Annotated in this window: 11 protein-coding genes and 1 pseudogene; 7 read left to right on the forward strand and 5 right to left on the reverse strand. The window is 46.7% G+C overall.

Annotated features, from left to right (window positions below; all coding sequences use genetic code 11):
• Window positions 1-11 precede the first annotated feature (11 nt).
• Window positions 12-2,252 (forward strand): serine/threonine phosphatase, encoded by a 2,241-nt coding sequence (locus AC5JL3_RS01075; protein ID WP_496072723.1) that lies wholly within the window; start codon window positions 12-14, stop codon window positions 2,250-2,252.
• Window positions 2,253-2,384: 132 nt separating this feature from the next.
• Window positions 2,385-3,644 (forward strand): protein kinase domain-containing protein, encoded by a 1,260-nt coding sequence (locus AC5JL3_RS01080; protein ID WP_496072724.1) that lies wholly within the window; start codon window positions 2,385-2,387, stop codon window positions 3,642-3,644.
• A 67-nt stretch (window positions 3,645-3,711) separates the two neighbouring features.
• Here AC5JL3_RS01080 and AC5JL3_RS01085 read toward each other — a convergent pair whose 3' ends face one another.
• Window positions 3,712-3,933, reverse strand: a complete 222-nt coding sequence (locus AC5JL3_RS01085) for a DUF4327 family protein (protein ID WP_192219407.1) — start codon at window positions 3,931-3,933, stop codon at window positions 3,712-3,714.
• A gap of 269 nt (window positions 3,934-4,202) precedes the next feature.
• Window positions 4,203-6,941 carry an alkaline phosphatase D family protein gene (locus AC5JL3_RS01090; protein WP_496072725.1) on the reverse strand — a complete coding sequence of 913 codons (2,739 nt, stop codon included), beginning with the start codon at window positions 6,939-6,941 and terminating at the stop codon, window positions 4,203-4,205.
• A 287-nt stretch (window positions 6,942-7,228) separates the two neighbouring features.
• On the opposite strand from AC5JL3_RS01090, the gene AC5JL3_RS01095 reads away from it, so the two are divergent.
• Together AC5JL3_RS01095 and AC5JL3_RS01100 are read left to right on the forward strand one after the other, a co-directional pair.
• A complete protein-coding gene (locus AC5JL3_RS01095; protein WP_496072726.1) occupies window positions 7,229-8,827 on the forward strand; it encodes an esterase/lipase family protein in 1,599 nt (532 codons plus the stop codon).
• A 261-nt stretch (window positions 8,828-9,088) separates the two neighbouring features.
• Window positions 9,089-9,781: an SAM-dependent methyltransferase gene (locus tag AC5JL3_RS01100; RefSeq protein ID WP_496072727.1), complete on the forward strand. Its 693-nt coding sequence runs from the start codon at window positions 9,089-9,091 to the stop codon at window positions 9,779-9,781.
• A 7-nt stretch (window positions 9,782-9,788) separates the two neighbouring features.
• On the opposite strand, the gene AC5JL3_RS01105 is transcribed toward AC5JL3_RS01100, so the two are convergent.
• Together AC5JL3_RS01105 and gifA are read right to left on the reverse strand one after the other, a co-directional pair.
• Window positions 9,789-9,881, reverse strand: a complete 93-nt coding sequence (locus AC5JL3_RS01105) for a DUF4864 domain-containing protein (protein ID WP_496072728.1) — start codon at window positions 9,879-9,881, stop codon at window positions 9,789-9,791.
• A gap of 243 nt (window positions 9,882-10,124) precedes the next feature.
• Complete coding sequence (gifA, locus tag AC5JL3_RS01110; RefSeq protein WP_192219403.1) at window positions 10,125-10,325, reverse strand: glutamine synthetase inactivation factor IF7A; 201 nt, start codon at window positions 10,323-10,325, stop codon at window positions 10,125-10,127.
• A gap of 276 nt (window positions 10,326-10,601) precedes the next feature.
• Here gifA and AC5JL3_RS01115 point away from each other — a divergent pair, with 276 nt between their 5' ends.
• A complete protein-coding gene (locus AC5JL3_RS01115) occupies window positions 10,602-11,453 on the forward strand; it encodes a class I SAM-dependent methyltransferase (protein ID WP_496072729.1) in 852 nt (283 codons plus the stop codon).
• 105 nt (window positions 11,454-11,558) lie between these two features.
• On the opposite strand, the gene AC5JL3_RS01120 is transcribed toward AC5JL3_RS01115, so the two are convergent.
• Window positions 11,559-11,861 (reverse strand): hypothetical protein, encoded by a 303-nt coding sequence (locus AC5JL3_RS01120; protein WP_496072730.1) that lies wholly within the window; start codon window positions 11,859-11,861, stop codon window positions 11,559-11,561.
• A gap of 374 nt (window positions 11,862-12,235) precedes the next feature.
• On the opposite strand from AC5JL3_RS01120, the pseudogene ltrA reads away from it, so the two are divergent.
• Both ltrA and AC5JL3_RS01130 read left to right on the forward strand, forming a co-directional pair.
• Window positions 12,236-14,120: pseudogene (gene ltrA / locus AC5JL3_RS01125) on the forward strand (group II intron reverse transcriptase/maturase); the annotation flags it as partial.
• 148 nt (window positions 14,121-14,268) lie between these two features.
• Window positions 14,269-14,952 (forward strand): Crp/Fnr family transcriptional regulator, encoded by a 684-nt coding sequence (locus AC5JL3_RS01130; RefSeq protein ID WP_496072731.1) that lies wholly within the window; start codon window positions 14,269-14,271, stop codon window positions 14,950-14,952.
• The last annotated feature ends 140 nt before the right edge of the window (window positions 14,953-15,092 follow it).

A 15,092-nucleotide genomic window follows, 5' to 3' on the forward strand; every position in this document is an offset into this window, starting at 1 on the left:
GAAGTTCCATTATGTTACTTTGTCCCCAGTGTCCGTTCGAGAACCCCAATACTAATAAGTTTTGTCAACGATGTGGAACTTCCCTGACCCATAAATCTTGTCATGAATGTGGGACTCAAGTCCCAGTGAATGCCGCGACTTGCCACAACTGTGGGGAGTTCACGGGAACGGTTTGGTGGGCGATTATTGCAAAAGACCTAGAGTCTTTCTCCCCCCTTACCAATGCTCAAGCGGTGCCCCTTGAGGCGCTAGAGTCAGTAACGGATAACACCTACCAAACAGAGGTATCACCGTTACAGGAACCCGTTGATTCGGAGGCAAAGGGGCATGAATCGACCTCTAGTTCCCCACAAATGGGCGTGAACCCCCCGGATGTCGAATCTATTCCCCTCTCACCTGTAGAACCGCTTGAGGCGACGGCAAATGAAGAAGGTTCGCAAACGCCAAGTTCACTTCCATCAGATTTAGCTGAACCGGTTAACAATGACAACAATCATAGCGAGGTAGCTTCTGGCACACCAACGACTGTCTATCTAGACCCTCAACAGCGCTACCGACTGCTAGAACCCTTAAGCTTAGAACAGATAGCGGCGGCTGCCGAAACCCGCTACGGTACAGCTGTTCAAGTCCTGGATTGTCAACCTTTCCAGCAATCACCCTTAGAAGCGCTGCTCGAACAACAACCCAGTGAAGCGCAGAAACTTGAGGGGCTAGGTGGCAAATCGGCGAACATACACTCAGATTCCTGGAAAGCCCTTGGCATTCCAGCGATCGCACAACCCTATCTTGCTCTTAAAGAATCGTACTACCCAACGCTGCCAGAAGTTCATGATGCATGGCAACAGGATGGACAAGCCGTTGTGCTGCTAGAAGACCGCTCTGAGTGGACGTTGCTAAGTGACTTATGGGGCAACGAACAGCTCTCTACGTTGCAGATTTTATACTGGCTTGGTGAAATTGCCGAATTGTGGGAGGCACTAGAACACTGGCATTGTCGTCAGAGTCTTTTGGAGATAGAAAATCTCCGGGTAGATGAAGACCAAGTGCTGGGTCTAGTACGCCTGTATCCAGAACCAAGCGAGCAACAACTGACCCTTCAAGATTTGGGGCAACTGTGGCAGCAGTTATTTAGTCAGTCCCAGAAGACACAATTTACTTCTTTGGGGGCGGTTTTCCGGCAGTTATGTACGAATGAAATCAAAACCGTTGATGAACTGCGATCGCAATTGCTTGCAATTGCCCACGAACAGCAATCGTCAAGCCCAACAGTCGCTCAATCCCCGGATTCTGCTTGGGACGAATCAGATAGCCCGATGCCAATAAATATCGCAGATGAGGGGGGAACGCCTATGACGATGAAATCTCCTTTCAATAACGCCAGTGACAATGATGGTGATGCTACTGTAATTTTGCCAATGCAGTTGCTGAGTTTGGATGATGCCGGTTGCACAGATATCGGTCAGCAACGAGAGCATAATGAGGACTGCTTTGGCATCCACACCCAAGTCAAAAAGCAGGAAAGCCCAATGGGTCGATCTGTACAAGCTCATGGCTTGTATGTTCTTTGTGATGGCATGGGAGGTCATGCCGCAGGAGAAGTTGCTAGTGCAATGGCGGTTGAGACAATCAAGCGTTATTTCCAAGACAATTGGCAAGACCAGCAGCTACCTACAGAAGACAGTGTCCGTGAGGCGGTACTGCTAGCCAATCAGGCAATTTATGATGTCAATCAACAAAACGCCCGTTCTGGCAATGGTCGTATGGGCACAACGTTAGCAATGGTGTTGATTCAAAACACTAATGCCATGATTGCTCATGTGGGAGATAGCCGCCTTTACCGTTTGACCCGCAAGCGGGGCTTAGAGCAAATCACAGTAGACCATGAGGTGGGTCAACGCGAAATGAAGCGGGGAGTGGAACAGGCAATTGCTTATTCTCGCCCTGATGCCTATCAGCTTACTCAAGCCTTAGGACCCCGCAGCGAACAGTTCATCAATCCTGATGTCCAGTTTTTGGAGCTTAATGAAGACACGTTGTTTGTTCTATGTTCCGACGGTCTGTCGGATAATGATTTCATAGAAACGCATTGGCAAAGTCACCTCGCCCCCTTACTCAGTTCTCGTGCCCACCTCGATCAGGGTATCCTTCAGTTAATCGAACTCGCCAATAAACACAATGGTCACGATAACATCACGGCTGTGTTAATCCGGGTGAAGGTACGACCAAACTTTGATCAACAACAATTACTCTAGTCGTAGGAGATGGAGATTGGGGTGATGAGCTATGGGCTATGGACTATGAACTATAGGCTATGGGCAAGAAATTCCTCGTTCCACCATCGCCTATTACTTTTCTAGTTCCCAGTTCCCCGTCTCGGCGAAGCTATGGTCACGCTGACCCTCTTACATCCTCAGGCATCCACCCCTCTGCAACAGTGGAATTTCGATAGCCAGTCAATTATCCGGATTGGTCGTTCTCCTGATAATGATGTCATTCTGAATGACCCTCTAGTTTCACGACATCATGTGGAACTTAGGGTTAGTTCGTCCCAATCCGGGGATTTATGGCAGTTGGTCAATCAGGGTACCAATGGAACCTTCCTCAATGGCATTTTGGTATCACGAGGTTTAGTCCCGGATGAAGCATTGATTCGACTTGCCCGTGAGGGACCAATGCTGAAGTTTCAAAACCACAAATCAACAACTCCTCCGACTTCCTCTCCTGTGCCTCTGCCTCTAGAAGAAGAAGAGGAATGGCCAACTCTCTCACAAAAGCCTAACCTATGCACCCACACGGGTAATCCACCAGCGAACTTATTCTGCATTCACTGCGGTCAACCGTTGGTGCCAATCCAGAAAGTCATTCACCAATACCAGGTATTACGGACTTTGGGACAGGGGGGAATGGGTACGACCTATCTCGCTTGGGACAAAGGCGGCTGCATCAAGGGGCGCCCTAGTCTACTGGTGCTTAAGGAAATGAACGCTGATATGGCGCAAGTGGCAAAAGCACAAGAACTCTTTGAACGTGAGGCTCGCACGCTAAAATCACTCAGCCATTCAGGAATTCCTAAGTACTACAATTTCTTTGTCGAAGGGGGTAAGAAGTATCTGGCAATGGAACTTATCCATGGTCAGGATTTAGAGCAGCGCGTTTTGGTTTCTGGTCCTGTAGCACCGCCACAAGCGATTGACTGGATGATTCAGGCCTGTGAGATTCTGGACTACATCCACTCCTGTAACCCGCCTTTAATTCATCGGGATATTAAACCCGCTAATTTGATGGTTCGCCATCGCGATAATCAAGTGGTGGTACTAGACTTTGGCGCTGTCAAAGAGATTGGGACGGCTCCTGGGACACGGATTGGTGCTGAGGGTTACAGTTCCCCAGAACAAGACCGAGGTAATCCCGTGACTCAATCTGACCTTTATGCGATTGGTCCGACGCTAATTTTTCTACTGACAGGCGTGATGCCTTTAAAGTTTTACAAAAAGCGTGGTTCTGGATATGGGTTTGATGTTTCAACAATCCCGACAATCACTCCCCAATTGCGGGAAGTGATTGAACGAGTGTGTGAATCCAAAGTTCGCGATCGCTACCAGACAGCGAAAGAACTGTCGAAAGCGTTAGCGGCTTGTCGCTAAGTATCAGCGTCACGTTTCGCACCTAGCTTGAAGAATCGATGATGTCTCAAGTTAGCCAACCGCTAACTTATTCTTCGTCCCAAGCTTCTACTGCGAGTAAATCCGCGATCGGGTCTTGCATGGTAAAACCAAAGTCAATCAGTTCCTTCTTCCAGTAAGACCATTCATCCCCATAGAGAAGGGCGATTTTCCAAAGGCTATCGCTTGGCTTAATAATCTTAGATTCAACGAGTGAATACACCTGACGCTGAAACTTCACCATTGGGTGAGTAACTAATTGCTGAGTCATACTCTCAATAATTTTCAAATAACTTTTGCAAATGCTTGAACTAAAATGCTTCCTGATTTTTGTATTGCGCCGGTTCGTAGAGTTCTGCACGGCAAGGAAGCAGACATTTACTCTTGTAGCGCATCTAAGGAAGAGAGTGCAAGCTTTTTTGGGTAAGTGTACGGGAATTACTACCACTTGGCGTGGATTACTACACTCAACCTCTCCTACATCATACACCCGACACCCGAAAGTGTCGTTATCTCTTTTCTAAATCTCCAGAGGTTTGTTTACTTGTTCGTTGCTCTCTGGAAGTCTTGTCCTTTAGCTGAATCACGAAAGCCTTCCTTTCGTGTTCCCAATAGGCTTGGCGAAACAACCTTCGGTAAAGGTGGGACATTATCATCAACACGCAGTGGGACATAGTATCGGCTGTAGACGACACTGCGGGGTTTCCAAGGCGGTCGCCAAAAGCTATCCTGAATGACAGCTTTCCCTTTGTCATTCTTGGGTGACCATTCAAAGCTAATCACACCAAAATTGCTATGCCCAATCACTTCTTCCCCTTCTTGAATCCACGGATTCCGCCAAAGCATTGCTAGCCAATTTCCCAACCCTGTAAGCAATCCAGGATTTTCTTCCTTAGATGCTGCTGATGAACCCGGCTTACCTTCCCAAGGTGCAAGCGTGGCTTTCCCGCGTTTAAGCCACTCAACGTGGTATTGCCAGTCAGGGAGGCATTGAGCGTCTTTGAGGGCAATTTCCCAGGCAATGCCCCAGTTACCTTGCGCTCCCAAGATTTGCCGTACAACAGCACCCGTTGGGGGAAGCTCAACATCCATCACTCTTACACTTTCCTGTGTGACTTGGATTTCAACGAGTTCTGGCGGTTCATTCCAGCCTGCCCAATCTTGGGGTTGTTCCGGGGCAAGAGATTTTGCTCTAGTGTGGATGAAATAGGTCTTCAACTCGCTGTTTTTGAAGGCACTTGCCGTCAGTTGGGCAAGCACTTGTCCATTTGGGTAGGGGCGCTGTTCCTCGTTTTGTGCTCCTCGACCTTGAACGTTTATCAGTGCGGAATTAGGCTCTCCTTTTGGTGGTTCAAAATGGCGACGTGCCCAATAACTGATGCGAATCGCCCCCGCAAAGTGAATATCACCGGATAGCACTACCACCTGCTGCCGTCGCTTGAATAATTCAGCCAACAGCCTCGATAATGCCACCTCATGCAAATTCCAGGCATCACCTACATCCGAGTCGAAAACATTGCCTTTCTCCAGCTCCCACTGTTGAACTATGTCAATAATTCGTAGGCTTACGAGATTGGTAGGTACAACGATAAATGTGGCTTCAATGTCTGACTCATGGGTTTGGTTAAGCTGATCGGTAAACTCTAAAGGCTTTTGAATTTGTTTTCTGAAAGCCGAGGGGGACAAAAGCATGGGGGGATCGATCGCTCCTTCAGAACCTTGTGGATAGCCTCGCCAAGTTCGAGTGTCAAGCACAATCACTTCATGCTTGAAGCTTCGGACGGTGTAATGCCACTCGATCGGTTGTGTCCCATCTGGATAATCTCGATCCATGACCAAAACATCTTCATCAAGCTTAAACTTTGGCAAACCAGTTTCCGGTTCCACCGCAGGAAGTCCGAGGCACTTAGCAATCTCCCCTAAGGCAGATTCATCGGTTCCTGCCGATGCTGACCAACGTGTTGCCGCTTTCAGCAAGTTGCCACCCGGTCGTCCTTCCTGAAACTGGTCGGGGGTGTTTCCCCAGGCTTGAAACACAGCGTAGGCTAACAGCCCATTTTGCACCACACGTTTACCCAGTGGTTTACCCAACACACTCTCACACCAAGCACGATTCAGGTACCAGTCATCGCTCAAGTCGTGGTCGTCACAAATCATATAAACTGGCACATTTGCCATTGCCCGTCGGACTTTCCAAAGCTCACTAAAGCACTCTTTCAGCAAAACGGCTTCACGATCCCAGTGCTTTGCCAACTTTGGGTCTTTGTGGATATCCTTACCCCTCGGAAAGCGATCGGGCCAAAGAATCGGCGACCAAACAAGCATATAGAGGGTGAAGTATTCACCCAAGCTAAACAGGTGGCTTTTCGATTCCTCTGGAGTATCGAGCAGCATCGCTGTCAGCCCAGCGTAATCCTTGGCAATGTCAGTGCGTTTTCCAGGCTTAAGTTCACTCGGTTTCCTGCTTTCATAGCCATCAGTTGGTCGGATCTGAAAAGGCAAATTTTCTTCCCAACCGAGCAAAGTATCACCGACATCAGTGGCTAGCCACAGCAACGGGTCAGCAACGTCGTCACCGTAGATTTGGTCACCCGTGAAAAATAGCTGATGCAGTCGGGAATTTGGCTCCTCAGCATAATGCTCAATCAAGTCATCTAGAATTGGTAAGGCATCGTGTCCACCACCGTGTAACTTCCGACAGGAACCATGAGCCAGCCGTAAGTGATTTAAGTCTTCCGGTGGCATGGCAAAGGTGGGTAGCTGATGCTCAAAATAGCTGACTGTGATTGGGGGAGAAGGTATCGCCAACTGTAATGCTTGAGCCAGATTCTGTTCCTGGCTACCGAAACTTAGATCGTAAGCATAAATTTGTCCAGATTTTAATACGCCGGAGGGGGTAAAAAAGTCAACTTTTTCCGTCTCCTCCTCATTCACTGGCTTCGCGGTGACGGCAACAATGTGCAGATACTTACCAAGTGGCACAGTGGAGCGTGTACCTTCGAGTAACACAGTTTTGATTGTAGAACCGTTGTCCTGTGTCGCGTAAACTTTCAGAGTGACTTCGCGAGGCTCTTTGAGAGCAATCCAAACTGTCACAGCATTACTCTCTGTACGCCGCAAGATTGGGCCGACCAGAATTAGTGGCAGATGCTCAATGCGATCGCTAGTCCGCAGCATTGGTAATGCCTGCAAAATCATTTTGCTATTTTCATCGGCGCGCTGTACGCGATCGCCTAGCGGGACACTACTGCGTCCTTCGCTTAAAGGTGTCCGTGACATACAACAAGAGTTGCTGCCTCACAATGAAAGCAGCCTTAGTTAGAACTATGACGAATAGCTTAGCCTATGCCTAGTTAGATCCAATTTTTTTAGTTATTTGCACTACTTCTCAGAAAATAGGCGGGGGGAGCAGGGGAGGCACTGGAGGCTTTTAAGGGTAGGTTTGTAATAAAGACCCTCAATAATGAAGTGATGCAGTTGCACATATCCGTTAAAAAAATCCGGAAAGCGAAAACTGTCACGGGTAACGATTAATAATCAAAAGTGAGATGCAGTTGGAGGAAACCATGTCTGTACCCACGCGCCGTACCTTGCCGCTAATCTTAATTCGCGGATTTGGCGGTTTCAACACTGATGATGAGAAGAGGGTTGCTTATCAGGGATTTAACAACGGCACCGTCTATCCTCATAAGCGCGGGGAAAACTACATCTATGAGGGACTAATCCTACGGCTGATGAAATCGTCTTGGCGTTATCATGACGCTACTAATGTGGTGGGATATTACTCAAATAGAGTGACAGAACCAGCGCTTATTCCAGAGGCACTCAAGCATTTTAATCCAGAATTCTTCAGTGGCGACAAAGTTGTGATCGATCCAGCCATGGCGCTACATCTGATCAAGACTATTGAAGATTTGCGGCACACATTCTGGGTATTTCGCTACTACGACCTCAATGACCGGACTTTTGAGACATACGGTCAAGCACTGGTTCGGCTGATCGACTTTATTCGCGAACTGGCAGTAGACAAGGATGGTACTAGACCCAAGGTCAATATCATTGCTCATTCTATGGGTGGGCTACTCGTTCGCGAGGCAGTGCAGTGTACCTACCCAGACAGTAACCGCAAGGCTGAGGACTACATCAACAAAATTGTCACTTTAGGAACGCCACACCAAGGTGTCACCTTTCAAATTTTCAAAGATTGGATTGGTATTCAAGCGGAAAAGGAATTTGAGCATTTTAGTCCTGAGTTTCAAGCTGACGAAAACAATCGTGCATCCTATAAGCATTTTCAAGACCACTTCCCAGTAGAACGGTTGCTAACGGTTGTTGGCACTAACTACCGTTCTTACAGCATGACCCCCGCTATCATGCTGAACCGTGTCTTCTCTGCTGGGGGTGAATATGGACAAAACTACAACCGGAGTGACGGGTTGGTAAAGCAAGCGTTTGCTCAGATTCCTGGGGCACCGCGAACTTTTGTTCACAAGTGCCATGGAGGTATTGATTCACTAATTACAGCCCGTGAGTCCTTTGAGGTGGCAACGCGATTTTTCTTTGGGAATGTGCGGGTACGGTTACGCTTGGTACGGGGAAAGATTACCCGTGGTCAAGATTTGTTTGGTAAGAGTGAATTCTTCCTGGGGGTTTCTATCAAGCCACGCCGTGTAGATTTTGAGCTTTTCCACCAAAGTGCGGAAGCGGAAAACTGCTATGGACCATTTCGTAATGTTGATTTGAGCGATCGCAACATTGCCTTCCCTTGGGCAGATGACAACAAGCTCATCTGGGAGGGCTACCTGAACACCCTGCCGATTATCAACGACGAGAGCATTACCATTAAGGACATGGTGATGCGGCTAGACTTCTATGTTGGCGAACGTGATTTGTTTGGGATTGGTTTTTCCGATAACTTGATCTTCCGCAAGCACTACTACGTTCGTGCTCTGTTATCACCTAACTTAAAGCTTTACCTCCATACAGGTGAAGAGTTTGCTCTAGACGAATTCCAGCCAACGAATGAGCAGGAAATGAGGATAGTCGCTGATGGTTGGGAATTTGATGTTGTAGGAACTGGTTTTGAAGGTACGTTCGGTATCGAAATTGAGCGAGTTCCTGAAGAGGGACAGCCAGAACCGTTGACAGATGAGATCGCGACATAATTGAGCAACACTTAAACAAATCCGTTTTTGTTGGCAGTTTTTTCAATAAATCTTTGACTAATGCGATTGCCTTACAGTGCGAGGAATCGCTTTTTTCTTAAAATCTGTACTAAAGTAATAAACTGCTATTTTTTCAGGAGTAGCGTCGTGCTGTTACATGGATACAGCTTGATTTTTAACTGTGTTATTCTTTTCTATCTGATTAATAGTTAAATAGAAGAGGGGTACTATTCATCAAGGCGATCGCAATTAGAAAATCAAATGGGATTCCAGCTTGAGAAAGTGATTCCCTGGGGTCGTTCGATGGAGGAATATGTCAAGATGTTCAATCTGACTCCTGACGATCTCCAATTAAATATTCTTGACTGTGCGGGTGGCCCTGCTAGCTTCAATGCTGAAATGAAGCACCAAGGGTATGAGGTTATTTCCTGTGACCCAATTTATCAGTTTTCTGCGGGTGTAATTGCCCAGCGCATTCAAGATACTTACCAATCTGTAATAGACGGCGTTCAGGCAACTCGTGAAGACTTCGTTTGGCAGGATATCCAATCACCCGAACATCTAGGGCAAATCAGGATGTCAGCGATGCAAAAATTCTTAGAAGATTTACCGTTGGGAATTCAGCAAGGACGCTACATTACTGCTGAGTTGCCAACGCTGCCATTCGATAGCGATCTCTTTGATTTAGCGCTTTGCTCGCATTTGCTGTTTACCTATTCTGATCTACTTTCGCAAGAATTTCACCTTGCTTCAATCCGAGAACTATGCCGCGTTGCAACACAAGTACGAATTTTTCCCTTGCTGAATAATTTTTCTACAGAACTATCACCTTTAGTACCGTTGGTAATAAAAGAGTTAACAGCACAGGGATATAACGTAGAAATTCACCAAGTGTCCTATGAGTTTCAAAAGGGCGGCAACCAAATGTTGCAAGTTCAGCGCAACATCTCTTAAAAGCTGATCAGATTGTTCCTCTCTCGACAGGAACCAAATAACAGCCATTAATCCGCCAAGTCCTGTCAGGCTGCTTTTCCATCAGGTAAAGCGCTGTCATTTTGCTGAGCTTTAACAGGTAGAGCAAGTCGTGAACGGTTTACTCAAAATATAAGGAGTGTTCAAGAGTTCAATTCTGTAGGCTGAGGCACTGCTCAAAAAATTCAAGGCGTCCTTCTTTTAAGAAAAACGCCTTGCTGCCTATTGATATTTTTTTAAGAATTGTTCAAGGTTCAGTGGGGTTACACATGACTCAGAAGTACCACCACGAGACTAGCTTTGAACCCTACAATCGGTAGTCAACCTAGCTGAGTGAAGCGTTACTACGATCATAGGTAGCGCTGAAGCTAGGATGCGGCTTACCTTGAATGTGGTTCCAGTAGTCCACAGTATCCATTTCCATGCCTACTTCGGCGGCAGCGCGACCAAGCATAGATTGCTGGCGATTTTTGATGATGTGGTGATGACGCATCATTAGGGCGCGAGCTTGTTCTTGAGTAGACATTTTATTATTCTCCGATTACCTTAACGAGGCTTGGTTAGATTCTTTTTTCCTTACATTTATAACTATACCAGAAAATTCTGTAACAAAAGCTACAAAAAGGCTTTGACTACAAAACTTTACATAATTTCTTAGAAACATAAGAGACAGCTTCTGGCAATACTCTCAGCGTGAGAGTCCAGCTATTGGCGCTCGCTTTTGTGAGAAAGTTGTCAAAATCCATAATCTAAATGGGTATCCCTTCTTGTCCTGTCCAGAAGACGAAACGCCTGTAACATCATGAGGCACTCGTGGTACGGTAGTGCTTTCTACGATGTAGAGAGATTAATCCGTATGGATAGCCAAACCGCTAGCAATTCCCCAACCTCACTTGAGACTCAGTGGGATGCACAACTCTACGATAGTAAGCATTCGTTTGTCTCCCAGTTCGGTACAAGCTTGGTTGAGTTGCTATCTCCAAAATCTGGAGAATCTATTCTAGACCTTGGTTGCGGAACAGGTCATCTGAGTGACAAGATTGCAGCGTCTGGGGCGGAAGTCATTAGTATTGATAGCGCCTCAACAATGATTGAGCAAGCAAGTCAGCATTACCCCAACCTACGGTTTGAAGTAGCGGATGCAAGAGATTTGCAATTTCAAGAACAATTTGACGCAGTATTTTCCAATGCTGTACTGCATTGGATTAAAGAACCAGAAAAGGTTATCGCAAGTATCCAGCGTGCGCTGAAACCAGGAGGGCGTTTTGTTGCTGAGTTTGGTGGCAAGGGTAACGTTAATGCCGTTATTAGGGCGATTTCCAACGCTATGGAGGCTGTCGGTTATCCCGTTGATGAAGCGATGAATCCCTGGTATTTTCCTAGTATTGGGGAATATGGAACGTTACTGGAACAACAAGGATTAGAGTTGACCTTTGCTACTCTTTTTGAACGCCCGACCCTGTTGGATGATGGAGATCAAGGGATGCAAAATTGGATCAAAATGTTTGGCAATAGCTTTTTGCAAATCATTCCGGCTGACAAGCAGACAGAGGTTTTAGTGAATATTGAAAATCAGTTACGTCCAACGTTGTATCAGGAGGGAACTTGGTTTGCTGACTACAAGCGAATTCGAGTGATGGCAATCAAGTTGTAAGGCTAGTGGGGTGATTGGATATATGCGATCGCTTTTTTAATACGAACAATACGAACTCCTTATGCTAACCGCATCACCGCTGTAATCCTACTGCTAAACAACTGCTCAAAAATTACAGACAACGTGACCGACCACAGGAAAATTGAGTACTACTATGCCTGGTGTGGTGTAATGGGAAGCGTAGGAGTGCGATTCGTTCCGTCGAAATAAGTAGGAATACTTAGGGATGACGGGATTGGTAAATGAGGCGCAAGCCATCAGAACCACGATAACTGAATGACCATGAGGGTGCAAGACCCTCCCTCCAGGTGCAGGAGTGAAAGCATCACCCCCAGGTTTGCGACTAGCCATCAACGCCTGAAGCGGGGCGAAAAGGTGGCAATACTGGAAGCCTAATCCGGTACCCATCGAGCAAAGTACACATGAGTAAATGCCTCGGCTTGAAGACACGATTGAATCGTCGTTATTCCAAACCAGCCAAATAAGGCTGACAGGCTGGAACCAAAAAAGGTTAAGGATAGGGAGTTGGCGATTTGCTACTCGACTAACAAGCACTTCCCTTAAAACCCGGCGAACAGTGTCACTCTAAAGGTACATAGTATGGTCATTCGGAACGAAGTAACCTCCCGTATGTTCTCTCGGAGGTCGAATACTGAGAGCAGGTGCTAACCGCATACAACGGGCAGGAAAGATTGGGAAAGAAGCGAATGCTAGGGGTAATGCCCTGGATATGCTGACGTTCCCACGGTGATTTGGAAGATAGAGTCCAAGTAAGAGTAAATATGTCTAAAACACAGTCTCAACAACTGATGGTGGAATGGCGCTCGATAGACTGGCGAAAGCTGGAAAAACGAGTGTATAAGCTCCAAAAGCGAATCTATCAAGCCTCTAATCGTGGCGATATCAAAGCACTTCGCAAACTCCAAAAGATGCTGATGAAATCCTGGTCAGCAAGTGCATTGGCGGTTCGTAGAGTGACTCAGGATAACCAAGGGAAAAAGACGGCAGGTGTGGATGGGCTGAAAAGCCTGACCCCAAAGCAACGTCTTGAACTTGTAAATAAATTGCACCTGGGAACCAAGGCAAGTCCAACCCGGAGAGTATGGATTCCAAAACCCGGAACGGAAGAGAAACGACCCTTGGGAATACCTACAATGAAAGACCGCGCCTTGCAAGCGTTAGTCAAACTGGCTTTAGAGCCAGAATGGGAAGCGCGATTTGAACCTAACAGTTACGGGTTCAGACCAGGACGCTCATGTCACGATGCGATTGGAGCAATTTTCAAGGCAATCAACGTCAAATCGAAATACGTGCTTGACGCAGACATTGCAAAATGTTTTGACCGCATCAACCAGGAGAAACTGCTCGCAAAATTAAATACATTCCCCACCCTAAGACGGCAAGTCAGGTCTTGGTTAAAAGCGGGAGTAATGGATGGCAAAGAGCTGTTTCCCACATCCGAGGGTACACCGCAAGGTGGCGTCATATCGCCACTACTTGCCAATATTGCCCTCCACGGGATGGAAGAACGGATAAAAGAATATGTTGGGTCACTAAAGTTGGGTATAAGCCTAATTAATAGAAAATTCAGCGTAAGTCTTATCCGATACGCCGACGACTTCGTCATTCTCCACGAAGACATAACCGTAGTCCAAGGATGTCAGGTGATTATCTCTGACTGGTTAAAAGACATGGGTTTGGAATTAAAACCCAGTAAGACCCGATTGGCTCACACCCTTAATCCGGTGGAAAATGAGAAGCCGGGATTTAACTTCCTCGGCTTCAACATACGCCAATTCCCTGTAGGTAAATACCACACAGGTAAAAGTACACACGGAGAATTACTTGGCATTAAAACCATCATCACCCCAAGTAAAGAGAAAGTAAAGGTACATTACGACAAAATTGCGGACGTAATTAGCCGCCATAAGGCAGCGCCCCAATCGGCGCTTATTAAACATCTCAATCCAATCATTAGGGGTTGGGCTAATTACTACTCAACTGTGGTAAGCAAGGTAACTTACGCAGAATTAGATAACCTCATGTACCAAAAGCTTCGTGCTTGGGCAAAACGCCGCCACCCCAAAAAGAACATGGGGGATGTGGTTAAGCGCTATTGGATAACCATAGGCGGCGATAACTGGGTCTTCGCGACCAGGGAGGGAAATAACCCTCTCCGGTTACTTGACCATGCCAAAACTCCTATAGTTCGTCATGTAAAAGTTAAAGGCGAAGCGTCTCCATACGACGGAAACCTAGTCTATTGGAGCAAAAGAAAAGGTGAAAACCCTGAGATGCCAACGAGAGTAGCAATGCTCTTGAAGAAACAAAAAGGGAAATGCGCCCGGTGCAACTTATACTTCCGCGAGGAAGAGGTGATGGAGATTAACCATAAAATCCCGAAATCGAAAGGTGGAAAGGATAAATACGATAATTGGCAACTCCTTCACAGACATTGCCACGATATAAAGACAGCCAGCGATGGCAGTCCCGGCAACAAATCCGGCTGTAACAGTGCCGAGCCTAAGCCCCCCAGAAAGCTAGAAATGGTCAATGGGAAATGGGCAATGAGGTGTGTGTGACAGACACCAAATTATCAAGGAGCCGTGTGAAGGGAAACTTTCACGCACGGTTTTGAAGACCAGCGGGGCTGGTGACAGTCTCGCTGAGTTTAATGGTAATAGCCCCTTAGCTCAGCTATCTTTAGTTGGTTATAGACGCAGCCAATGCCAAGCTGGAATCTTCTAAAGCGTCACACGAGTCTCGGACTATCACGGTTTTTGCATCCTCAGATTTTTATCTTTAAAGACTTTTCATGCAGACTAAAGCTTTTAATGAGCTTTTCCCACTATTTAACACAGCTAACCCAGAGACATTAGAATGGCTCCTGTCTGTTGTCGTCGAACACGAGTACCCATCAGATAGAGCTGTCTTAATGGAAGATGCCTGGGGAAACGCCGTTTACTTTGTTGTCTCCGGCTGGGTCAAAGTTCGGCGCCTCTATGGAGATAACGTTGTTACGATGGCGATTTTGGGTCGGGGTGATTTTTTCGGTGAAATGGCAATCCTCGATGAGTCTCCCCGCTCAAACGATGTCATTGCCTTATCTGACGTACAGTTACTAAGCGTTTCTGCTCAGCGCTTTATTCAAACCCTCTTCAAAGACCCGCAATTGCACCACCGGATGTTGCAACTGATGGTGCGGCGGCTACGTCAGACAAATCTCCGCTTTCAACGACGGCATCAGCCGCCTGCTGTGAAGTTAGTGGGTACACTGGTTGGCTTGGCAGAAAACTATGGTCAACCTACTGAGCGGGGGATGGAAATCTATAACATTCCCTACAAGGATTTGGCAGATATCACAGATATCAGTGCTGAAGATACTGGCAAAATCATGGAAAAGCTTGAAAGTAAAGGCTGGATTAAACGTGATACCCAAAAACAGACACTCTACCTGATTAATATTAAGCAGTTGACTCATCTAGCAGGACGAGTTTAGGCGTTGGGGAGATAAGGAGGCAATACACATAAACTTTGGAGTTTTTCACCTCATCTCCCCCTGAAATTGAGGGCGTTTATTAGAAACCTACTCTTGAGAATTCCCCCCCACCCCCACAATTAGCTAATCTAAAAGCTTAA

The sequence above is a fragment of the Symplocastrum torsivum genome (assembly GCF_059505465.1).